The sequence below is a fragment of the Pseudomonas sp. H9 genome, assembly GCF_004353925.1.
GTDB lineage: Bacteria > Pseudomonadota > Gammaproteobacteria > Pseudomonadales > Pseudomonadaceae > Aquipseudomonas.
Genome location: NZ_SMOK01000017.1, coordinates 198557 through 219066 on the forward strand (window position 1 = coordinate 198557; position 20510 = coordinate 219066).

Annotated in this window: 21 protein-coding genes; 11 read left to right on the top strand and 10 right to left on the bottom strand. The window is 59.4% G+C overall.

The genetic code is table 11. The features are described from left to right. Window positions 1-160 precede the first annotated feature (160 nt). Complete coding sequence (locus E1573_RS14820) at window positions 161-748, top strand: LysE family translocator (protein WP_133214918.1); 588 nt, start codon at window positions 161-163, stop codon at window positions 746-748. On the opposite strand, the gene E1573_RS14825 is transcribed toward E1573_RS14820, so the two are convergent. Next, complete coding sequence (locus tag E1573_RS14825) at window positions 737-1522, bottom strand: AraC family transcriptional regulator (protein ID WP_133214920.1); 786 nt, start codon at window positions 1520-1522, stop codon at window positions 737-739. The two genes, E1573_RS14820 and E1573_RS14825, sit on opposite strands and share 12 nt — an antisense overlap. 5 nt (window positions 1523-1527) lie before the next feature. Then, window positions 1528-2070, bottom strand: coding sequence for a helix-turn-helix domain-containing protein (locus E1573_RS14830; RefSeq protein WP_133214922.1), 543 nt, complete (start codon window positions 2068-2070; stop codon window positions 1528-1530). Between the two features lie 161 nt (window positions 2071-2231). Between E1573_RS14830 and E1573_RS14835 the strand changes: the two genes are divergently transcribed. Both E1573_RS14835 and E1573_RS14840 read left to right on the top strand, forming a co-directional pair. Continuing rightward, window positions 2232-3014 (top strand): aldolase, encoded by a 783-nt coding sequence (locus tag E1573_RS14835; protein ID WP_133214924.1) that lies wholly within the window; start codon window positions 2232-2234, stop codon window positions 3012-3014. 38 nt (window positions 3015-3052) lie between these two features. Continuing rightward, window positions 3053-3955, top strand: a complete 903-nt coding sequence (locus E1573_RS14840; protein WP_133214926.1) for a dihydrodipicolinate synthase family protein — start codon at window positions 3053-3055, stop codon at window positions 3953-3955. Here the strand turns inward: E1573_RS14840 and E1573_RS14845 are convergent. Beyond that, window positions 3932-4945, bottom strand: coding sequence for an AraC family transcriptional regulator (locus E1573_RS14845; RefSeq protein ID WP_133214928.1), 1014 nt, complete (start codon window positions 4943-4945; stop codon window positions 3932-3934). The two genes, E1573_RS14840 and E1573_RS14845, sit on opposite strands and share 24 nt — an antisense overlap. A gap of 169 nt (window positions 4946-5114) precedes the next feature. On the opposite strand from E1573_RS14845, the gene E1573_RS14850 reads away from it, so the two are divergent. Genes E1573_RS14850 through E1573_RS14860 form a run of 3 tightly spaced genes read left to right on the top strand, consistent with a single transcriptional unit; the run spans window position 5115 to window position 7770 of the window. After that, window positions 5115-6299, top strand: a complete 1185-nt coding sequence (locus E1573_RS14850) for an acetyl-CoA C-acyltransferase family protein (protein WP_133214930.1) — start codon at window positions 5115-5117, stop codon at window positions 6297-6299. Beyond that, on the top strand, window positions 6296-7165 hold the full coding sequence (locus E1573_RS14855) for a 3-hydroxybutyryl-CoA dehydrogenase (RefSeq protein ID WP_371925170.1): 870 nt from the start codon (window positions 6296-6298) through the stop codon (window positions 7163-7165). The genes E1573_RS14850 and E1573_RS14855 overlap by 4 nt, the downstream gene beginning before the upstream one ends. Window positions 7166-7170: 5 nt before the next feature. Continuing rightward, window positions 7171-7770 (top strand): TetR/AcrR family transcriptional regulator, encoded by a 600-nt coding sequence (locus tag E1573_RS14860; RefSeq protein WP_165957332.1) that lies wholly within the window; start codon window positions 7171-7173, stop codon window positions 7768-7770. Between the two features lie 289 nt (window positions 7771-8059). On the opposite strand, the gene E1573_RS14870 is transcribed toward E1573_RS14860, so the two are convergent. From E1573_RS14870 to E1573_RS14885, 4 genes are read right to left on the bottom strand one after another with little or no spacing between them, the layout of a single operon-like run. Beyond that, window positions 8060-9250: a hybrid sensor histidine kinase/response regulator gene (locus E1573_RS14870; protein ID WP_133214936.1), complete on the bottom strand. Its 1191-nt coding sequence runs from the start codon at window positions 9248-9250 to the stop codon at window positions 8060-8062. Beyond that, the gene (locus E1573_RS14875) at window positions 9244-9819 is read right to left on the bottom strand and encodes a chemotaxis protein CheB (protein ID WP_133214938.1); all 576 of its coding nucleotides are present in this window, start codon (window positions 9817-9819) and stop codon (window positions 9244-9246) included. The genes E1573_RS14870 and E1573_RS14875 overlap by 7 nt, the downstream gene beginning before the upstream one ends. Further along, the gene (locus E1573_RS14880; protein WP_133214940.1) at window positions 9816-10637 is read right to left on the bottom strand and encodes a protein-glutamate O-methyltransferase CheR; all 822 of its coding nucleotides are present in this window, start codon (window positions 10635-10637) and stop codon (window positions 9816-9818) included. The genes E1573_RS14875 and E1573_RS14880 overlap by 4 nt, the downstream gene beginning before the upstream one ends. Continuing rightward, entirely contained in the window at window positions 10634-14107 is a 3474-nt protein-coding gene (locus E1573_RS14885; RefSeq protein ID WP_133214942.1) for a response regulator, read from the bottom strand. The genes E1573_RS14880 and E1573_RS14885 overlap by 4 nt, the downstream gene beginning before the upstream one ends. Before the next feature lie 277 nt (window positions 14108-14384). On the opposite strand from E1573_RS14885, the gene E1573_RS14890 reads away from it, so the two are divergent. Then, window positions 14385-14750: a response regulator gene (locus tag E1573_RS14890; RefSeq protein ID WP_133214944.1), complete on the top strand. Its 366-nt coding sequence runs from the start codon at window positions 14385-14387 to the stop codon at window positions 14748-14750. Between the two features lie 163 nt (window positions 14751-14913). After that, on the top strand, window positions 14914-16233 hold the full coding sequence (locus E1573_RS14895) for a glycosyltransferase (RefSeq protein ID WP_133214946.1): 1320 nt from the start codon (window positions 14914-14916) through the stop codon (window positions 16231-16233). Here the strand turns inward: E1573_RS14895 and cobF are convergent. Beyond that, window positions 16199-16948, bottom strand: coding sequence for a precorrin-6A synthase (deacetylating) (gene cobF, locus E1573_RS14900; RefSeq protein WP_133214948.1), 750 nt, complete (start codon window positions 16946-16948; stop codon window positions 16199-16201). The genes E1573_RS14895 and cobF overlap by 35 nt on opposite strands. Window positions 16949-17016: 68 nt before the next feature. Next, window positions 17017-18306, bottom strand: coding sequence for an OprD family porin (locus E1573_RS14905; RefSeq protein ID WP_133214950.1), 1290 nt, complete (start codon window positions 18304-18306; stop codon window positions 17017-17019). 364 nt (window positions 18307-18670) lie between these two features. Between E1573_RS14905 and E1573_RS14910 the strand changes: the two genes are divergently transcribed. The 3 genes from E1573_RS14910 to E1573_RS14920 all read left to right on the top strand — a co-directional run bounded on the left by E1573_RS14910 (window position 18671) and on the right by E1573_RS14920 (window position 20240). Continuing rightward, the gene (locus E1573_RS14910; protein ID WP_133214952.1) at window positions 18671-19030 is read left to right on the top strand and encodes a histone-like nucleoid-structuring protein, MvaT/MvaU family; all 360 of its coding nucleotides are present in this window, start codon (window positions 18671-18673) and stop codon (window positions 19028-19030) included. 218 nt (window positions 19031-19248) lie between these two features. Next, a complete protein-coding gene (gloA, locus tag E1573_RS14915; RefSeq protein ID WP_133214954.1) occupies window positions 19249-19770 on the top strand; it encodes a lactoylglutathione lyase in 522 nt (173 codons plus the stop codon). 221 nt (window positions 19771-19991) lie between these two features. Beyond that, window positions 19992-20240, top strand: coding sequence for a hypothetical protein (locus tag E1573_RS14920; RefSeq protein ID WP_133214956.1), 249 nt, complete (start codon window positions 19992-19994; stop codon window positions 20238-20240). Window positions 20241-20274: 34 nt separating this feature from the next. On the opposite strand, the gene E1573_RS14925 is transcribed toward E1573_RS14920, so the two are convergent. Further along, window positions 20275-20487, bottom strand: coding sequence for a DUF3079 domain-containing protein (locus E1573_RS14925; protein ID WP_133214958.1), 213 nt, complete (start codon window positions 20485-20487; stop codon window positions 20275-20277). Between the last annotated feature and the right edge of the window lie 23 nt (window positions 20488-20510).

Here is a 20510-nt window from a genome sequence, read left to right on the forward strand (position 1 = left end):
CCTGAAATCAATTGGGGAGGCGATCCTACAATTGCAGCAGGTATTTCTAATAGTGCGAAACTATTTCAAATTCTGTATTCGCAGCCAGGGTAATTTCCTTCAATACCGGCAATCGTCCGCCCCTCAGACTCAGTCACTCCCTCCTTAAGGATGAATGCACATGAGCCTGACACTGTCCATGGCCGCCTTTGCGCTGGCGGCCTCCATCTCCCCTGGCCCGGTCAACATTGTAGCCCTGGGCAGCGGTGCCCGGCACGGCCTGCGAGCAAGCTTGCGGCATGTCACTGGGGCCACCGTGGGCTTCAGCCTGTTGCTGTTGCTGATCGGCCTGGGCTTGCACGAAATGCTGCGCCATTGGCCTGGCATGACGCGGATACTGCACGCGGGCGGCGTGGCGTTTTTGCTGTACATGGCGTGGAAGCTGGCCAGCGATCAAGGAGAACTGGCGCAAAGCAACGCCCCCGCTGCGCCATCGATGCTTGCTGGCGCCACCCTGCAATGGCTCAACCCCAAGGCCTGGCTAGCCAGTGTGGCCGGTGTCGGCGCCTATGTTGGCGAAGGTGAAACCACCCTGCTCTGGCAATTTGTCGGGATCTACTTTGTCATCTGCTATTTGTCGATCGCCAGTTGGGCCTGGGCCGGCAGCCTGATCAGTCACTACCTGGGCAACGCTCGCCGGGTGCGCGTGTTCAACCGGGTATTGGCAGCGCTGCTGGTTGCCAGTGCGCTGTATCTGTTAGTGGGCTGATCGATAGTGTCCGGGGGTTGCGGCCAGGTGGCGTTTGAACGCGCGCTGCAGATGGGCCTGGTCGGCAAATCCAGCTTCCAGCGCCACCTCGGCGATCATTGCGCCGCGACGCAGCCGCGCACGGGCGTATTGCACCCGCTGGTCCAGTAGGTAACCGTGGGGCGTCAGGCCGAAGTGCTGCTTGAACGCACGAATCAGGTAGGAAGTCGATAAACCCGCCGCCTCACTGATGTCTTCGAGCCGCAACGGCTCGGTACAATGCTCGCGGATAAAGGCTGCGGCCACCAGCAGCCCCGGGTTGAGCCCACGCCCGGTCGACTCGCCGCACGGTAGTTGCTGGATCAATTCACTGAAAAAAATCCGTGCCGCAGCGTGCTTGCTGGACGCACTGCACTGGTCGTCTACCAATAAGGCGTGCAATTGGCACAGCCTTTGGTACAGGTAAGGCGAGCAACTGCTGAGCACGTCGAACGGCTGAAACCCGAGGGCCTGCAACCAGGGCAAGTCCACGTACAGCATCAGGTATGACCACGGCTCATCGTCGATTGGATTGCAGTGATGCACCACGCCGGGGTTCATCAGTACAACGGTCCCGGTCGAGATCTGTTGATGGCTGTCGCCACTGACATAGGTGCTACGCCCGGCGGTGATCGCGCCGATGGAAAACCCTTCGTGGGAATGTGCCGCATAGCACACGGTGCGCCCATCCTCGACACTGCGCGCCTCAATGAACGGCAGTGCCGGGTCACGCCAGAATCGAGAAGGGTTAGTCATCGCCATCAGTCCTCAGCGTCGTGTACCACCACCAGCAATTGCGCCTGCTGCTCGCCCAATGAGCGCAGCCGATGCGGTGTTTGCGCATTGAAGTACAAGGCATCGCCCCGCTCAAGAATGACCCGCTCACTCATGAAGTCGACTTCGACCTGGCCTTCATGGACAAACAAGAACTCCTCGCCCAGGTGCTCCTTGAAGGTCGAATCGCTGAAGTCGTGCGGCGGGCTCATGATGAACGGCAACAAGCTGCGGCTGCCGATATGGTTGGCCAATACCGCATAACCCGATCCGTGGCCACTGCCGGACAGTGGCTGACGTTCGCCACTGCGCACCAGGCTGAAGCGCGCCTGGCCCGGTGCATCCTCGGCAAACAGCTCTTCGACATTGACCCCCAGCGCCCGCGCCAACTTCAAGGCAGCGGCAATAGAGGGTGTGTTGAGGCCCCGCTCAACCTTGGAAAGATAACTTTTGGTCATACCGGACTTTTCGGCCAGCACTTCCAAGGTAATGCCCAGTTTTTTTCTCAGCAATTTCAATCGGATAGACATTTGGTGCAATTTTCCCAGTGCCGCGGGCAAGCTTTTGCTTGCTAATGACACATTGTGTCATTTATCCTTTTTTGTGTCATCTGCTTGACCGCCCCCTCCACCTTCCAAGTAGCCGGGGGCGGGCCAGCCTGACATTTCTTCTTACCCTTGAGGATATCCCCATGGCCAAGACTCTGACACTGCCCAAGGACCACCTGATCAAGCAGGCCCTTACACAGATGCAAGGCTCGCTTGCCGATAATACGTGGACTGCACGGGAAAAGCTGGCCCTGACCTGCCGAATTCTGTTCGACAACGGTCACGATTCGGGCCTGGCCGGGCAAATCAGTACCCGCGGGCCGCAACCTGGCACCTTCTATACCCAACAACTGGGCTTGGGTTTCGATGAAATCACCGCCAGTAACCTGTTGCTGGTCAATGAAGACCTGGAAGTGCTTGAAGGCCAAGGCATGCCCAACCCGGCCAACCGCTTTCACAGCTGGGTGTACCGGGCACGTCCGGATGTGAACTGCATCATTCACACCCACCCGACCCATGTCGCCGCCCTGTCGATGCTTGAAGTGCCGCTGCAGGTGTCGCACATGGACCTGTGCCCGCTGTATGAAGACTGCGCTTTTCTGGAAGCCTGGCCGGGCGTGCCCGTCGGCAATGAAGAAGGCGAAATTATCAGTGCCGCATTGGGCGACAAGCGCGCGATTCTGCTCTCGCACCACGGCCAGTTGTCTACCGGTGCAAGCATCGAAGAGGCCTGTGTCATCGCCCAATTGATCGAGCGCGCAGCCAAGCTGCAACTGCTGGCCATGGCTGCCGGCGAAGTCAAACCGATTGAGCCGGCCCTGGGCCGTGAAGCCCACGACTGGATCTCGCGCCCGAAACGCCACAGTGCTGCCTTCAACTACTATGCGCGCCAGTGCCTGCGGGTGCATGCCGACTGCCTGAACTGATTGTTCGCCCTATTTGCCTTTCTTGCGGAGTACCTTTCATGAGCACGACTTTCCACGGCATCATCGGCTACACCATCACCCCGTTCAGCAGCGACGGCCAGCAGCTTGACCTGCCCGCACTGGGCCAGTCCATCGACCGCCTGATTGCCGGTGGCGTACATGCCATCGCGCCGCTGGGCAGTACCGGCGAAGGCGCCTACCTGAGCGACCGCGAATGGGATCAGGCTACCGAATTCAGCCTCGCGCACATCGCAGGCAGAGTGCCGACCATCGTCAGCGTTTCGGACCTGACCACCGCCGGCGCCATCCGCCGCGCCCGCTTTGCCCAGGCGCATGGCGCCGACGCGGTCATGGTGCTGCCAACTGCTTACTGGAAACTCAGCGAAGCGGAGATTTTCGAGCACTACCGAGCGATCGGCGCCAGCATTGACGTGCCGATCATGCTCTACAACAACCCGGTCACCAGCGGTACCGACATGTCGGTGGAACTGATCCTGCGCATCGTACGCGAAGTGCCCAACGTCACCATGGTCAAGGAGAGCACCGGCGACATCCAGCGCATGCATAAATTGCAGCTGCTTGGCGAAGGCAAAGTACCGTTCTACAACGGCTGCAACCCGCTGGCGCTGGAAGCGTTCATCGCCGGTGCCAGTGGCTGGTGCACGGCGGCGGCCAACCTGATTCCCGAACTTAACCAGGCGCTGTACAAGGCGGTGGTGAGCAACGACCTGAAAACCGCCAAGGCGGTGTTCTACCGTCAATTGCCGCTGCTTGATTTCATCCTCAAGGCCGGCTTGCCAGCGACGGTCAAAGCCGGGCTGGCGATCCAGGGCTTACCGGTTGGCGAGCCTCGCCGCCCGGTGTTTGCCCTGAACCAGGCCGGGCAAGATCACTTGCGCGGCTTGTTGGAAAACCTGTCAACGCCGGGCAGCCATGCGTAACCGGTAGTTACCCGGGCTTTCTCCTGTCCACTTTTTGAACGCCCGGTGGAACGCACTGGGTTCCTGGAACCCAGTGCGTTCAGCAATCTCGGCAATGCTCATGTCCGTTTCACGCAGGCATTCGAATGCCGTAGCACGACGTACCTCGTCTTTGATCTGCTGAAACGAGCGCCCTTCACGCTCCAGTTGCCGCCGGAAACTGCTGGCACTCAAGCCCTGACGCTTGGCCATGGCCACCAGCGTTGGCCACTCCCCCTGCTCGCGCTCGCGCAGGTAGCGATACACCTGGGCCACCTGGCCATTCTGATTGCGATAACGAATGACCAGCCACTGCGGCGCACTGCGCAGGAAGGTTTTCAGCCCCGCCAGGTCCTGCACAACCGGCAAACGCAAGTAGTCCGCGGCGAACTCGATTTCACTGACCCCGGCGCCCAGTTGCAGGTTGGGGCCCCACAGCAGTGGATCGTCGTCTTGTGGCGGACGCTGGTCGGTCAATGCCGTGCGGTCGATCACCAAGCGCTGCCCAGCCAGCCAGCACAACAGGCTGATGACCAACGCCAGAAAGGTTTCTTCGGCATACACCCGGGTCAGCGGGTCGTCGATCTGCGATTGCACGCTGATCACCACGCGCGCACCTTTGATTGACACACTGCCGCGCACGTCTTGCAAAAACAGCGCGAAATTGCTCAGGCACTGGCGCAGCGCCTTGCCCAGGTTCGGCTCCTGGATCAGGCCCCGGCAGATCAGGGCGAAACTGCCGATGGGCATGCCATGGCTGTCCAGGTTGAAAAACTCGTCTTCCAGGGCCTGGATCAGAATCAGCCAGAGCCGGGTAAAGGCGCTGGCCGGCACCCGCGCGGCAGGTTCATCGAGCACCAGCGGGTCAATGCCAGCCTCGCGCAACAGCTGCGCCGCCCGTGCTGGCTGGTCGCGCAGCGCGTGCAACATGCTATGAACGAAGTAAACCGCGACTGTATCGTTTTCCCGCATGCCGGATTCCGAAAAGGGGGTGGCAAAAAATACCAGTTTTGCTGAACAGTTAAGGCATAGGCCTGGCCAAAGGCTTTGCCTAGACTCGATGACAACCTGAACTGGCGTGGCGTGCATTCTCGCAGAGCCTGCCACTGCCCCGCCATGCTTTCGCATACTGGAGTCAATCATGAGCACCCCGGAAATCTACGTAGTCAGCGCCGTCCGTTCGGCCATCGGCAGTTTTGGTGGCACCCTCAAGGATATGCCCCTGGCTGACCTGGCCAGCACCGTGACCCGCGCCGCGATCGAGCGTGCCGGTGTGGCACCTGAACACATCGGCCATGTGGTCATGGGTACCGTGATTCCGACCGAAGCCCGCGATGCCTACCTGGCGCGGGTTGCCGCGATGAACGCCGGCGTGCCGAAAGAAACCCCGGCCTTCAACGTCAACCGCCTCTGCGGTTCGGGCCTGCAGGCCATCGTCTCTGCCGCGCAAACCCTGCTGCTCGGCGAAGCCGAAGCAGTGGTGGCCGCCGGTGCCGAATCCATGAGCCGTGGCCCTTACTTGCTGCCGCAAGCCCGTTGGGGTGCGCGCATGGGTGACCTCAATGGCGTCGACTACATGCTCGGTGTGCTGCACGACCCGTTCGCCGGCTTCCACATGGGCATCACTGCCGAGAACGTTGCCGAGCGCAATGGCATCACCCGTCAGATGCAAGACGAAGTTGCCCTGACCAGCCAGCAGCGCGCTGCACGCGCCATCGCCGAAGGCCGATTCACCAGCCAGATCGTGCCGATTGACATCCCAAGCCGCAAAGGCACCGTGCGCTTTGAAGTCGACGAGCACGTGCGCGGTAATGTGACTGCCGAGCAACTGAGCGGCATGAAAGCTGCCTTCAAGAAAGACGGTACCGTCACTGCCGGTAACGCCAGCGGCCTGAACGACGGCGCCGGCGCTCTGGTTCTGGCCACCGGTGATTTCGTCAAACGCCACGGCCTCAAGCCGCTGGCACGCCTGGTGTCTTACGCCCACGCCGGCGTCGAGCCAGAACTGATGGGCCTGGGCCCGGTTCCTGCCACCCGTAAAGCGCTGGCCAAAGCCGGTATTGAAGTCGCTGACCTGGACGTTATCGAGTCCAACGAAGCCTTCGCTGCACAGGCCTGCGCGGTGTCTGCCGAGCTGGGCTTTGACCCTGAGAAGGTCAACCCGAACGGTTCGGGCATTTCCCTCGGCCACCCGGTTGGCGCTACCGGCGCGATCATCGCCACCAAAGCAATCCACGAGCTGCAACGCATTGAAGGCCGTTATGCCCTGGCCACCATGTGCATCGGCGGCGGTCAAGGCATTGCCGTGGTCTTCGAGCGCGTCTGAGCCAAGGAGCTTTCAAGGTGAGTATTCAGAATATTGCGGTCATCGGTGCAGGCACCATGGGCAACGGTATTGCCCAGGTCTGTGCGGTGGCCGGTTATCAGGTGACCCTGATCGATGTGTCCGACGCCGCGCTGGAGCGCGGCCTGGCCACCCTGCGCAAAAACCTCGAGCGTCAGGTCAGCAAACAGACCCTGTCCGCTGAAACCGCCGAAGCGGCAGTGGCACGCATCCGCACCACCACCGACTACGCCCAGTTGCAACAGGCGCAATTGGTGATCGAGGCGGCCACCGAGAACCTCGAGCTGAAGTTGCGCATCCTGCAGCAGATCGCCGCCAGCGTCAGCAGCGACTGCGTGATTGCCACCAACACCTCGTCGCTGTCGATCACGCAACTGGGGGCTGCGGTCAGCCATCCAGAGCGCTTTATCGGCGTGCACTTCTTCAACCCAGTGCCGATGATGGCGCTGGTCGAGATCATCCGTGGCCTGCAGACCAACGACGCGACCTACGCTGCGGCATTGGCGCTGACCGAACAGGTGGGCAAGACGCCAATCAGTGCCGGCAACCGTCCCGGTTTCGTGGTCAACCGCATCCTTGTGCCGATGATCAACGAAGCCATCTTCGTGCTGCAGGAAGGCCTGGCCAGTGCCGAAGACATCGACACCGGCATGCGCCTGGGCTGCAACCAACCGATCGGCCCGCTGGCACTGGCCGACCTGATCGGTCTGGACACCCTGCTGGCGATCCTCGATGCCTTCTACGAAGGCTACAACGACAGTAAGTACCGCCCTGCTCCCCTGCTCAAGGAAATGGTTGCCGCCGGCTACCTGGGACGCAAGAGCGGTCGCGGCTTCTACACCTACTGAGGAGTATGCCCATGAACGCCGCTTTGCGCTGTGCGAACTTCGATGAGCGGCGTGACAGGGCCTTGGCGCTGTTTGCCGAGAAAGGTTTTGGCCAGGTAAGCATGCGCGAACTGGCCAGCCACCTGGGTTTGACCCCAGGATCGCTGTATCACCATTTTCCCAGCAAGCAGGACTTGCTGTACGACTTGATCGAAGAGTTGTACGAAGAACTGCTTGCCACCCTTAACCAGGGGCGGCGTGCTCATCAGCAAACCCTGACTGAAGTGATCGCCGCCCATTGGGCCCTACATGCCGAGCGGCCATTGCAATTTCGCCTGGCCGAGCGCGACCAATGCTGCCTGACGCCCGAGCAGCAGGCCCGTATCGGTGAGTTGCGTCAACAGTACGAAACCGCGCTGCTGCGCCTGATCGTGCCCAAGGCCACCTTGCGCGGCAAGGCGCTGAATGCCACGGCCCATGTCATCGCCAACCTACTCAACAGCCTGCCTGGCTGGCTGCAAGCCTCACAGCTGCCGCAAGCGCAAGGGTTGGCGTTGATGGAAAGCATGGTATTGGGCGGCATCGAACGCACCTTGCGCGGCGAAAGCCTCAACACCATGGTATGAGCAGTCAGTGGGAGCGGGCTTGCCCCGCGATAGCGCTGTATCAGTCACATCGCATCGCGGGGCAAGCCCGCTCCCACAGCAGACCCGCATTGCCCTGGATTGCCGTTGATGGAAAGCATGGTATTGGGCGACATCGAACGCACCTTGCGCGGCGAAAGCCTCAACACCATGGTATGAGCAGTCAGTGGGAGCGGGCTTGCCCCGCGATACGATGTGACTGACACACCACTATCGCGGGGCAAGCCCGCTCCCACTGAGCAGGGCCTCTGTAAAACATGGTATTGCGCACCTACAGTTTGATCAGTGGTAGGCGCACGGTGAAGGTTGCGCCTTCGCCTTCCGCGCTTTGCACCTCGATACGACCGCCATGCGCCAGCACGATCTGCTCCGAAATGTACAAGCCCAGGCCCAGGCCCGCATTGCCCTGGTTTGAAGTAACACGCTCAAACTGCTGAAAGATGCGCTGCTGGTTCTGCGGGCTGATGCCAATCCCCTGGTCACGGACCTCGACGCAGGCCAATCCCTGCTCCTCGAAAGTCCGCACCTGGATCGGCTGCCGTGCGCCGTAACGCAATGCATTGGTCAACAAGTTGGCTACCACCTGTTCAATGCGAAACTCATCCCACACCCCCAGCAACGGCGCATCGGCCTTGAACTCAAGGGGCGAATCAGCCGCCACGGCCTGCGCGCTGAAGTTCTCGACCAGGCCAGCCACCAAGTGCGTCAAGTCAAACTGGCCGGGGCGGATCGACAGCTTGCCGGTACGTATCCGTGACACATCGAGCATGTCTTCAATCAGGCGGATCAGGCTATTGATCTGGCGTTCGTCGCGTTCGACCATCGCCTGCATCTTGTCGAGGGTAAAGGCCTCGGCATTGCCCCGTGCCAAGTGCAATTTGCGCAACTGGGTTTCGAGAATCAGACCATTGAGCGGCGTGCGCACTTCATGCGAGACAATCGACATGAAATCGTCACGCATGCGCACCGCATGCTCCAACTCGCGGCGGGCGAACTGCAATTGGGTCAGCAGTTGTTCCTGCTCTTCGCGACTGCGTTCAAGGGCCTCCAATTGCTGGCCCAAGGCTTTACGCTGGCGGAACAGATCGACAAACACCGCCACTTTGCTTTTCACCGCCTGGATATCCAGGGGTTTGTGCAAAAAGTCCACCGCCCCGCTTTCATAGCCCTTGAAGGCATAGTTCATTTCGCGCCCGGCGGCGCTGACAAAAACGATGGGGATGTTCTTGGTTTTCTCAGTGCCGCGCATCAGTTCTGCCAGTTCGAAGCCATTCATGCCGGGCATCTGCACATCCAGAATGGCCAGGGCAAACTCATGTTCAAGTAACAGCGACAACGCTTGGTCGGCAGACTGGGCTTGATGCACTTCAATGTCGCTGCCCTTGACCACAGCCTCCAGTGCCAGCAGGTTCTCTGGCAGGTCGTCGACGATCAGCACTTTAGCTTGGATATGGCTTAGCATTCTGGGGGTTCCAGCTTGGCGAGCAATTGCCCGATGCCGCTCAGCGGCAATATGTAGTCAGGATGGTGCAAGGTCAGCGCGGCCTTGGGCATGGTCGCGACTTGCGCCTCGTGCGGGTCTTGAACGACGGTATAGCCGCCCAGCTGTTTGATCTGCGCCAGCCCCCGGGCGCCGTCTTCATTGGCGCCTGTCAGCAGTACCCCGAGCAGCGCCGGACCGTAGGCGTCGGCGGCAGACTCGAACAGAAAGTCGATGGAGGGGCGCGAAAAATACAGCCGTTCCTCCTGGCTCAGGGAAAAACTGCGGTCACGTTCGACCGACAGGTGATAACCGGGGCCGGCAAAATAAATCATACCGGCAGCCACCGGCTGCTTGTCCTGCGCTTCACACACCGGGCGCCCCAGCTTGCGGCTGAACACGTCTGCCAGCTGACTGTGACGATCATCGGGCAAGTGCAGCACACACACCAGCGGCACCTGAAAATCCTGCGGCAAGGCATGGAACAAGGTGAGTAAGGCACTGACGCCACCGGCTGAGGCGCCGAGCACAACCGCTTGGATGCCGTTCATGATTTGCGGTAGATCCGTTCGGGCTTGACCAGGGTCTGGAACCGGTCCGCATAGGCGGAGAAGTCCAGGGTTTCCTTGCTGCCCAATACCAGAAAACCACGATGGCACAACGATTCGTGAAACAAGCCGAACGCGCGATCCTGCAAGCGTTTGTTGAAATAGATCAGCACATTGCGGCAGGAGATCAACTGGGTTTCAGAAAACACACTGTCGGTCGCCAGGCTGTGGTCAGCGAAGGTCACGTTTTCGCGCAGGCTGCTGTCGAGAATGGCATTGCCGTAGGCACAGGTGTAGTACTCGCTGAAGTCTCGCCGGCCACCGGCCTTGCGGTAGTTCTCGGCATACCCACGCATGTTCTGCATCGAGTAGATACCCTGCTTGGCCTTCTCCAGTGAACTGGGGTTGATGTCGGTGGCATAGATGATTGTGCGCTCCAGCAACCCTTCTTCACGCAGCAGGATGGCCATCGAGTAGACCTCTTCACCAGTGCTGCAACCGGCGATCCAGACTTTCAACGACGGCCAGGTATGCAGCAGCGGCACCACCTCCCGGCGCAGAGCGAGGAAATGTTCCGGGTCGCGAAACATCTCACTGACCGGGATAGTCAGAAACTGCAATAACTGCATGAACGTTCCGGGATCGTGCAAGACCCGCTCCTGCAGCGCCGAGACTGTTTTGCAGTCGAACTGGCGCACAGCATGCTGGATCCGGCGCTTGATCGAGGCCCCGGAATAATCGCGAAAATCGTAGCTGTACTTGAGGTAAATGGCCTCGATCAACAGCCGTATCTCGATGTCAGTGTTACGTTCGATAGTCAAATGCGCTCCAGTTGCGGCAGCCACACGCGAATCAGCGAAAACAGGCGGTCAAGGTCGATGGGCTTGGCCAGATAATCATTGGCGCCAGCCTGCAGGCAGCGCTGTTGATCATCCTTCATGGCTTTGGCAGTGACGGCGATGATCGGCAGCTTGCGCCACTGCGGCTGTAGACGAATCAGCCGCGTGGCCTCATAGCCATCCATCTCCGGCATCATCACGTCCATCAACACCAAGTCGATGTCGGTATGCTGTTCCAGGCGTTCGATCGCCTCACGCCCGTTGCGGGCGATCTCGACAATCGCGCCCTTGTGCTCCAGAGCGCTGGTCAGGGCGAAGATGTTGCGTACGTCATCGTCTACCAGCAGCAGCTTGCGCCCTTCGAAGACTTTATCGCGGCTGCGCGCGGTCTTGAGCATGCGCTGGCGTTCATGAGACAGCGAGGATTCGACTTTGTGCAGGAACAGGGTCACCTCATCCAGCAAGCGCTCCGGTGAGCGTGCGCCTTTGATGATGATCGAGCGTGAATACTTGAGCAGGTCGGCTTCTTCATCGCGGGTCAGGTTGCGCCCGGTGTAGACGATCACCGGCGGAAACGCGCAAATGTCTTCAGTCGACATGCGTTTGAGCAGTTCATTGCCAAGCATGTCGGGCAGCTTCAGGTCGATGATCATGCAGTCGTAGACGTTCTCGCGCAGCAGGTCCAGGGCGTCCTGAGCCATACCGACGGCGGTGATCTCGATGTCATCGTCACCAATCAGCCGCGCGATGCTTTCACGCTGCAGATCATCGTCTTCGACCAGCAGGATGTGCTTGAGCTTCTGGGTCAGTTTGGCTTCCAGGCGGGCGAACACCGCCTTGAGCTCTTCCCGGCTGGTGGGTTTCACCGCATAACCAACGGCACCCATGTGCATGGCCGCCTCTACCCGGTCCTCCACCGAAATGATGTGCACTGGAATGTGCCGAGTGCTGGCTTGTTCCTTGAGGCGCTGCAAGACGGTGAGGCCGGAGTGATCCGGCAGGCGCATGTCGAGCAGGATGGCATCGGGAACAAAGCTGGCTGCCAACTCGAAGCCCTCGTCAGCGGCCTGCGCGACCAGGCAGCTGTAGCCCAGCTCATGGGCCAGGTCGAAGAGAATGCGCGCAAAGTTCGGCTCATCCTCAACCACCAGAATGCAACGATTGCTGAACGGCGCCAGGGCCCGGTCATCGGCAAACGCCGGCGCACTGCGCGGCACCGGCGCCGTGGTGGGCGACACCTGGGGTACGTCTGCCACCACGCTGACCGGCATCTGAGCGACGCGTGCCTCCGGCTTCTGGTTGATGATCGGTTCGTAGCGTTCCGGCAGAATCAGGCTGAACACACTGCCCTGGCCCAGGCTGCTGTCGACGCTGATCTGCCCACCAAGCAGGTGCGCCAGATCGCGGGAAATCGACAGGCCCAAGCCGGTACCACCATAACGACGGTTGCTGGTGCCATCGGCCTGGTGGAAGGCTTCGAAGATACTTTGCTGCTGGTCGGCGGCAATACCGATGCCACTGTCGCGAACCGCGAAGACCACGCCGGTACCTGGCTGCCAACTGACCGTCAGGCTGACCTCGCCTTTTTCGGTGAACTTCACCGCGTTGGACAGCAGGTTTTTCAGGATCTGTTCCAGACGCTGGCGGTCGGTGTACACGCTTTGCGGCACCTGCGGCTCGATGACCACGCTAAAGCCCAATTGCTTCTCGCTGGCCAGCGGCTCGAACAGCGTTTGCAAGCTCTCAGCCAGGCCAACCAACGGCGTGTTTTGCGGGCGCACCTCAAGCTTGCCGGCCTCCACCTTGGCGATGTCGAGAATGTCATTGATCAAGCTGAGCAGATCATTACCCGCCGAATAGATCGACTCAGCAAACTTGACCTGTTCGTCACTGAGATTCTCCTCGGCATTCTCGGCCAGCAACTTGGCCAAAATCAGCGAGCTGTTGAGCGGCGTGCGCAACTCGTGAGACATATTGGCGAGGAATTCCGACTTGTACTTGCTCGAACGTTGCAACTCCTGGGCACGGGTCTGCAACTCTGCCTGAGCCTGTTTCAGCTCACCGTTCTTGCGGTTCAGCGCGTCACGCTGCTCGGCCAGTTGCTCGTTGGTTTGTTCCAACTCGGCCTGTTGCGTCTCAAGATGAGCCTGCGACTCCTTGAGCACGCGCGACTGTTCTTCAAGTTCTTCGTTAGCGGTTTTCAACTCTTCCTGCTGCACTTGCAGCTCTTCGTTGAGTTGCTGGGTTTCCGCCAGAACTTGCTGCAGGCGTTGGCGATAGCGAGCGCTTTCAATGGACGTGCCGAGGTTCTCGGCAACCAGCTCCAGCAGTTCGACATCGCGCTCGGTCAATGGCCGCAGAAAGCCCAACTCGACCACACCATTAACCTGCCCGTCGTTGCTGGCCGGCATCATCAGCACACTGCGCGGCAAGCCTTCACCAAGGCCGGAGCTGACCTTGAAGTAATCGGCTGGCACATCATCAAGGCGCAGCAGACGCCCCTGGTTCACCGCTTGGGCAAGCATGCCTTCCTGGGCACCGATCACCTGCTCGCGCGCCTGTTGCTCACGAGAAAAACCGTAGGTGGCCACCCGATGCAAGCCTCCGTGTTCATCGCGCACATACAGCGCCGCGACCACACTGCCCAGGTAGCGGGCAAAAAACTGCAGAATGTTGTTGCCCAACGTCGGCAGCGTCAGTTGCCCCAGCACCTGTTCTGCCAGTTGCGTCTGGCCGGTCCGTAACCAGGCTTGTTGTTCAAGACGCTGCGTTGAACGCTGCTGGGCCTGCAGATTGCTGTTATAGCTTGCAGACAAGGCCAACAGATCGCGCCGCCCCAACCACGCCAGCAGCGCACTGAGCAGGACGATGAAGGCCAGGTACACTGAAATCGCCCACGTCGTCTGCGAGCTGACCTGTTCGTTGCGCGCGACCCTGAACTGCTGCTCCATGCCAATGAACGCCTCGTACTCCCTGCGGATCTCATCGGTGATGCGCTTGCCGCGCCCTTCTCGAATCGGCCCGCGGTAGTCAGCGTCCTCGCGACGCAGGCCGATCACCTGACTGGCAAAGCTGTTCCACTCTTGTTGCAGTGCCAGCAAGCGGTCCAGCCGATCCACTTGCTGCGGGTTGTCGGTGACCATTTGCTGCAGGTTCATCAGCCCGGACAGCACTTGCGGCTTGGCTACTTCATAGGGCTCAAGAAAGCGCTCATCGCCGGTGATGAGAAAACCGCGCATGCCGGTTTCCATGTCGATCGACAGCTTGAACGCCTCGTTGGCGTTATTGATCACCCGGTCGGTGTGCTCCACCCACTGGATCGCCGACAACAGGTAGTTGATCACCACCACGAACACCACGGCACTGAGCAGGCCAACGCCAAGAGGCAGGCCGATGTTGCGACTCAGCAATTTGCGAAAGCTTTGCTGATCGATTGAGGCTGGTTGAATCATCGCGTACGTCCGGGCAAGTGAATCAATCAAAAGAGTGTGGCGGATTATTCGAGTATTTGTTCTATTTCCCGCCAGTGAAGGTGATCCATGCACCTTTCTTGTCATGAGTCTAAACAGCTTTGACATTTCTGGCAGGGCATTTAGCCAGCATTTGAGGCCTGAATGCCCGGATCGTTCCCTCCCCTTGTACAGATCGCTATGCTGCACAACAAACAGGGAACTTCAGGTAGCGCCCGGCATACAGAGTAAGTACATACACATGCACAGGACCTTGAACATGCCTCCACCTCCCGCGCCCCTTCTGGTTGTCGAAGACGACGCTATCGTGCGCATGTTGATCATTGATGTGCTGGAAACCCTGGGCTATGCGGTAGTTGAAGCCCAGGACGGCGCTGCAGCGTTAGCGATTTTGCACAATCCCGATCAAGCGCTGGCGCTGATGATGACCGATATCGGCCTGCCCGACATGAACGGCCAGGCGCTGGCGGCCAAGGCACGAGAAGTCAGGCCGTTGTTGCCGATCCTGTTCGCCAGCGGCTATGCCGAAAACACCCAGGTGCCGGAGGGCATGCACCTGATTGGCAAGCCGTTCAGCATCGATCAACTGCGCGACAAGGTGCAAAGTATCCTGTCCATCGACTGACCGGTGGGAGAACTGTCTACAGTTTGTGGGAGCGGGCTTGCCCCGCGATGCAATTTCACAGACATCCGCAATCGCGGGGCAAGCCCGCTCCTACAGCAAGCTCGTTCCTACGTCAGCCCGGCACACTGTAGAATGGGCCTTTTTCCCAAGGCCTCTTCCCCTCATGCTCACGCCTGCTCTCAACGTCCTGGTCATTGGTTACGTCTGGCCTGAACCGCGCTCTTCAGCTGCCGGCGGTCACATGATGCAGATCCTCGAAAGCTTCGTGCAGCGTGGCTGGCGGGTAACGTTCAGCAGCCCGGCTACGGTCGGCGAGCACAAAGCTGACCTGGCTACCCTGGGCATTGCCGAGCAACCCATTACCCTCAACGACAGCAGCTTCGATCAGTTTGTCAGCGAACTGGCCCCGGATGTGGTGCTGTTCGACCGTTTCATGATGGAAGAGCAATTTGGCTGGCGCGTGGAAAAGCACTGCCCCAATGCCTTGCGCGTGCTGGAAACTTCAGACTTGCAAAGCCTGCGCGATGCACGCCAGCAATTGCTGCGCCGCCGCCTGATCGAAGGGCTTGACCCTAACGACTTCCGCGCCTTGTTCGCCACCTCAGGGCCCGAACTGTATCGGCAGATGGCCAGCGCCGACCTGACCCTGCGCGAACTCGCGGCCATCTACCGCAGCGACCTGAGCCTGATGATCTCCGACGTCGAGATCGACCTGCTGATCAACGGCTTCGGCGTTCCTGAGCACCTGCTGCACTGGTGCCCGTTAATGGTCGAAGTACCTACTGCGCCGTTCAAACCGTACGAGGAGCGCGCTCACTTCCTCAGCATTGGTAACTTCCGCCACGCCCCGAACTGGGATGCCGTGTTGTGGATGAAGAACAGCTTGTGGCCAATGATCCGCCGCCGCCTGCCGCAGGCCCAGTTGCACATCTACGGTGCCTACACGCCCCCTAAAGCCACGGCATTGCACAAGCCGGTTGAAGGCTTTCACATCATGAACTGGGCTGAAGACGCCCTGGAGGTGATGAGCAATGCACGCATCTGCCTGGCGCCGTTGCGTTTCGGTGCCGGAATCAAGGGCAAGCTGACCGACGCCATGGTGTGCGGCACGCCCAGTGTCACCACACCGATCGGCGCAGAGGCGATGCACGGTGCCCTGCCCTGGCCTGGTGCGGTAGCCAGTACCGCAGAGGGGCTGGCCGAAGCTGCCGCGCAGTTGTACAGCGACCCGGCACGCTGGCAGAAGGCACAACAACAAGGCTTACAACTGCTCGGCGCACGCTATGACTGGCGCCAACACAGCGCGGCCCTGGTCGAGCGCATCGAGTACGCCTTGGCCGACCTCGACCAGCATCGTTTGTTCAACTTCACCGGTGCGATGCTGCGCCACCACCAACACAAGAGTACGCAATACATGGCGCAGTGGATCGAGGCGAAGAACCGCCTGGCTAGTGCAGGCGACGCAGCAGATAAGTGTCCATGATCCAGCCCTTGCGTAACCGGGCCTGCTCACGCTGTTGCAAAATCTGTTCACGCACCGCGTTCAAAGGCCCGGCGATCAGCATCTCATCGGCGGTACCGAGGTAAGCGCCCCAATAAATCTGCAATTGCGGATCGTCCAGCGCGGCAAATGCGCATTGACCGTCGAGCATCACCACCAGGTTGTCGACCTGCGCTTGCTCTGCCAGGCGTCGGCCCGGCAACACGGTCAGGGGCTCACCAATACGATTCAACGCCACCTTATGACGAGCCGCCAGGGCCTGTACGCTGCTGATGCCAGGGATGACTTCAAGCTCAAGGGTAACGCCACGGCTTTGAACAAGATCAAGAATGCGTAACGTGCTGTCGTACAGCGTCGGCTCGCCCCACAGTAGGAAGGCCCCGCATTCACCCTCAGCCAGTTCAGACTCAATCAGCCGGGCGTACAGCGCAGCGCGTTGCAGATGCCAGTCTTGCACCGCGCCCACGTAGTCGCTGGCAATGGTGTCACGTTGCGGGTCTTCGACCTGCACCAGGCGGTAGTTCCGATGTGGGATGTAGCGTTCAAGGATGGCCTTGCGTAACTGCAACAGTTCATCCTTGACCTCACCCTTGTCGAGCACGAAGAACACCTGGGCGCGGTTCAGTGCATCGACGGCCTCATAGGTGATCTGACGCGGATTACCCGGCCCGATGCCGATCAACAACAGTTGCTTCATTGCCATTCATTCCCACGCCCGACCAGCCGCCATTGTCGGCTGGTCGGGCAGGCGTGGCAATGCACGGCTTACCAGATCGAGAAGTTGTAGCTGACGATCACCCGTGTTTCGTCCATGTCTCGCGCCCACTGTTCGTAGTTACTGCGGTAAGTGGAATTACGCAGGCGCACGCTGACATCTTTGAAGGTGCCGCTTTGTATCTGGTACTTGAGCTCGGTGTCGCGCTCCCACTCCTTACCCTCGGCCAGGCTGCCCGGCACTTTGATGTGGTCACCGTTGATGTAACGGGTGAAAAAGCTCAAACCGGGCACGCCCAGCGCTTTGAAATCATAGTCGTAGCGCAGTTGCCAGGAACGCTCCTGGGCGGCGGCAAAGTCGTTAACCTGTGCGTAGTTGACCAGATACGGGTTGCTGCCATCCAGGTACGGCATGGCGCTTTCACCGTACATACGCTGCCAGCCAGCGCTGACCTTATGCCCGCCAAGGCTGTAGCCGAGCATGCCGCTGAATGCACGGTGGTCGATTTCACCGGCGCGGGCATTGCCAATATCGTCACTCTTGATCAGGCGCAGGTCGGCCGACAGGCTACCTACGTCAAGGGGTTGGCTGGCGACAACACCGAAGTAATGCTGGCGATAGATGTTTTCCAGCTTGGCGACCTGATACTGCGCACTGAGGCGTTCATTGAACCTGTAGTCGACACCGGCCATATCGAAATGATCGGCGGTAATGTTGCAGGCATAGCGCTTGTTCTTGCAGTGCACGCGGATGTCCTGGCGATCGGTCGAGTCACGTGCGGTGTATTTGTCGAGGCGAGCAACACTGAATTTGAGGTTGTTGATTTCCTCAGAGGTGAGCAGCGCGCCCTGAAACATCGTTGGCAGCAAACGCCCGTCGTTGTACTTGAGCAATGGCATGTCTGGCAGCAGTGCGCCGTACTTGAGGACACTGCGCGAATAACGCAGCTTTCCAGTCAATCCCAACTTGGCATATTGATCTACCGACTCACGCGGGTCGTGCCCACTGGAGGGCAACAAGCCACTGTTACTGTCGGCCGGACTGGAGTCGAGTTTGATTCCGAGCATTCCCAGTGCATCGACACCAACGCCCACAGGGCCCTGGGTAAAACCGGACTGCACATTGAGGATGAATCCCTGAGCCCACTCTTCGCGTTTCGAAGCGCCCTGGTTGGAGCTGACATGACCATCGCGAAAGTCGCGATTGAAATAGACATTGCGTGCTTCGACTTTAGCGCTGCTGTCTTCAAAAAATCCGCCTGCTTCAGACGAAGCGGCAGCCAACATCGCAAGCAGGCCAGCAAGGCTGCGTCCGGGTGCAAGTGGAAATGGGGCAAACATGAGAAGCAAAATCCGAAAGAATGACAGAACACAACCGACGCCCTTCTAGGCAGCGGCATCGCATCCAGCACTGGCAAGTGCGAGGCTGACCTGAAATTATCTCGAAACCGCTCTATCTCGGGCCATAGGACCATGGTCTAAGGCACATGAAAGGCGCTCGGCTAGTTATTTCCGATTAACGCGCAAGTAAGTAAGAAAGTTCCATTGCAGCAAAGTTAAATTTCAAATATTTACCCGTTGCCGCCAAACTACTACACTCTTTAGTAGTGTGATGTTGGGCCCAACCCAGTGCTGGCTGCGTAATTCAGATTTTTCCTTGTTTGTACGCATGCCGGGTCACTGCAGACATAAAGGAGTGATGACAGTGTCCAGACTTGCAGAGTTTCGTGCTGCCGAAAAAGCGCTTCAAGAACAGATGGCGCAATTGGAGGCGCTGAAAAAGGACGCCGGCCTCAAGCGCGAAATCGAGTTCGAACGCAAACTTGTCGAGCTGATGAACAGTTATGGCAAGAACCTGCGCGATATCATTTCAATTCTTGACCCTAAAGCCGTAGCCAAAGGGGCGGTCGCTGCCCCCAAAACCCGTCGCGCGCGCGTGGTCAAAGTATACGAAAACCCGCACACCGGTGAGTTGATCGAAACCAAGGGTGGCAACCACCGCGGCCTCAAAGCCTGGAAAGAACAGTACGGTGCAAAAACAGTCGACAGCTGGTTGCGCTCGTGAAGACGTTCTTCACATTTTTTTCACAAGCACTCGCTCAGGATGAAGATCGCTAACGGACTAGCGCCCCATACGCCCGCCTCGGCGGGCATCTAATGCTTGCGCCCCGCCCTTGCCAGGCGGGGCGCTTTTGGTTTGCGCAATTGTTTCAGTTCCGTATCATGTGGCCCTGACTGTTTTGCTGGCAGCGCAGTTGCCAGCCCTTTGAAAGCGGAGTGCCCATGAGCCTGAATCAACTTGACACCCTGCCGGGTGTCACCGCGCAACCGGATGCCGCGACCCAGAACTTTGTTTTCAACCACACCATGCTGCGGGTCAAGGACGTTGCCAAGTCGCTGGACTTCTACACCCGTGTTCTGGGTTTCAGCCTGATCGAAAAACGCGACTTCCCGGAAGCCGAGTTCAGCCTGTATTTCCTGGCGCTGGTCGATAAGGCGCAAATCCCTGCCGACGCGGCCAAGCGCACCGAGTGGATGAAGTCGATTCCTGGCATCCTCGAACTGACCCACAACCACGGCACCGAAAACGACCCGGACTTTGCCTACCACAACGGCAACACCGACCCACGCGGCTTTGGCCACATTTGTATCTCGGTACCGGACATTCGCGCCGCCTGCGAGCGCTTTGAGCAACTGGGCTGCACCTTCCAGAAGCGCTTGAGCGATGGTCGCATGAAGCACCTGGCATTCATCAAAGACCCGGACGACTACTGGGTCGAGATCATCCAGCCGACCGAGTTCTGAACAGTCGAGCGCGTAGGAGCGGGCTTGCCCCGCGATAGCGGTGTGCCTGTTACATCGTATCGCAAGGGAAACCCGCTGCCATAGATGGTGGGAGATGGTATCTCCCACACGTCGGCCCAAGTCCCCCCCCTGCCCCTGCTGTGGTATACCCGAAAGAGCACCTGAACGAGGAGTGCTTGAACACGGCGAGCTACCGATACCCCAGCAGCGAGGTCAGGACGATGAAAACCCTTCAGTGCACGCATCGCAACCACACCATTACCGCCAGCGTCGAAACCCACGACGGCATTCCCACACCGTTTGCCGGCGGTTGTCTGATCACCGATCCCGAAGGCCACACCAGCCGGCGCCTGTCGCTGCCGGTGAAGATGGCATTCATGGCGGATCTGGAGAATGCCCAGCACGCGTCGCTTGCGCATGGTAAATGGCTAGTCGATCAGCAACTGGACAGGCATCAGCATGTGTTCTGACTGAACAACATTGAGTGGGTTGAAAGGGTCCGATTTAGCCGGGCCCTTCACCTTTATCAGCATCGTTGCCGGGTGCAACGATGCCCCAATCACCGTGCAGGTACCAGTCGTCACCTAGCATCTCTGCAGGGTGCATAGTCCGGTCGGCTCCGTTGCCACAGGCCAGCGCATGGCTCGCGCAATAGCGATCGCAGCCCCAGCAGATACGCTCGGGGTGCTTTGGACTAATGGGAAAGGGCTTGGCCATGTATGTCCCCTGATGGGTATAAA

Excerpts from the sequence above, each read along its gene's own strand:
- E1573_RS14820 (WP_133214918.1), top strand. The coding sequence starts at position 161 with ATGAGCCTGACACTGTCCATGGCCGCCTTTGCGCTGGCGGCCTCCATC.
- E1573_RS14825 (WP_133214920.1), bottom strand. The coding sequence starts at position 1,522 with ATGACTAACCCTTCTCGATTCTGGCGTGACCCGGCACTGCCGTTCATT.
- E1573_RS14830 (WP_133214922.1), bottom strand. The coding sequence starts at position 2,070 with ATGTCTATCCGATTGAAATTGCTGAGAAAAAAACTGGGCATTACCTTG.
- E1573_RS14835 (WP_133214924.1), top strand. The coding sequence starts at position 2,232 with ATGGCCAAGACTCTGACACTGCCCAAGGACCACCTGATCAAGCAGGCC.
- E1573_RS14840 (WP_133214926.1), top strand. The coding sequence starts at position 3,053 with ATGAGCACGACTTTCCACGGCATCATCGGCTACACCATCACCCCGTTC.
- E1573_RS14845 (WP_133214928.1), bottom strand. The coding sequence starts at position 4,945 with ATGCGGGAAAACGATACAGTCGCGGTTTACTTCGTTCATAGCATGTTG.
- E1573_RS14850 (WP_133214930.1), top strand. The coding sequence starts at position 5,115 with ATGAGCACCCCGGAAATCTACGTAGTCAGCGCCGTCCGTTCGGCCATC.
- E1573_RS14860 (WP_165957332.1), top strand. The coding sequence starts at position 7,171 with ATGCCCATGAACGCCGCTTTGCGCTGTGCGAACTTCGATGAGCGGCGT.
- E1573_RS14870 (WP_133214936.1), bottom strand. The coding sequence starts at position 9,250 with ATGCTAAGCCATATCCAAGCTAAAGTGCTGATCGTCGACGACCTGCCA.
- E1573_RS14875 (WP_133214938.1), bottom strand. The coding sequence starts at position 9,819 with ATGAACGGCATCCAAGCGGTTGTGCTCGGCGCCTCAGCCGGTGGCGTC.
- E1573_RS14885 (WP_133214942.1), bottom strand. The coding sequence starts at position 14,107 with ATGATTCAACCAGCCTCAATCGATCAGCAAAGCTTTCGCAAATTGCTG.
- E1573_RS14890 (WP_133214944.1), top strand. The coding sequence starts at position 14,385 with ATGCCTCCACCTCCCGCGCCCCTTCTGGTTGTCGAAGACGACGCTATC.
- E1573_RS14895 (WP_133214946.1), top strand. The coding sequence starts at position 14,914 with ATGCTCACGCCTGCTCTCAACGTCCTGGTCATTGGTTACGTCTGGCCT.
- cobF (WP_133214948.1), bottom strand. The coding sequence starts at position 16,948 with ATGAAGCAACTGTTGTTGATCGGCATCGGGCCGGGTAATCCGCGTCAG.
- E1573_RS14905 (WP_133214950.1), bottom strand. The coding sequence starts at position 18,306 with ATGTTTGCCCCATTTCCACTTGCACCCGGACGCAGCCTTGCTGGCCTG.
- gloA (WP_133214954.1), top strand. The coding sequence starts at position 19,249 with ATGAGCCTGAATCAACTTGACACCCTGCCGGGTGTCACCGCGCAACCG.
- E1573_RS14920 (WP_133214956.1), top strand. The coding sequence starts at position 19,992 with ATGAAAACCCTTCAGTGCACGCATCGCAACCACACCATTACCGCCAGC.
- E1573_RS14925 (WP_133214958.1), bottom strand. The coding sequence starts at position 20,487 with ATGGCCAAGCCCTTTCCCATTAGTCCAAAGCACCCCGAGCGTATCTGC.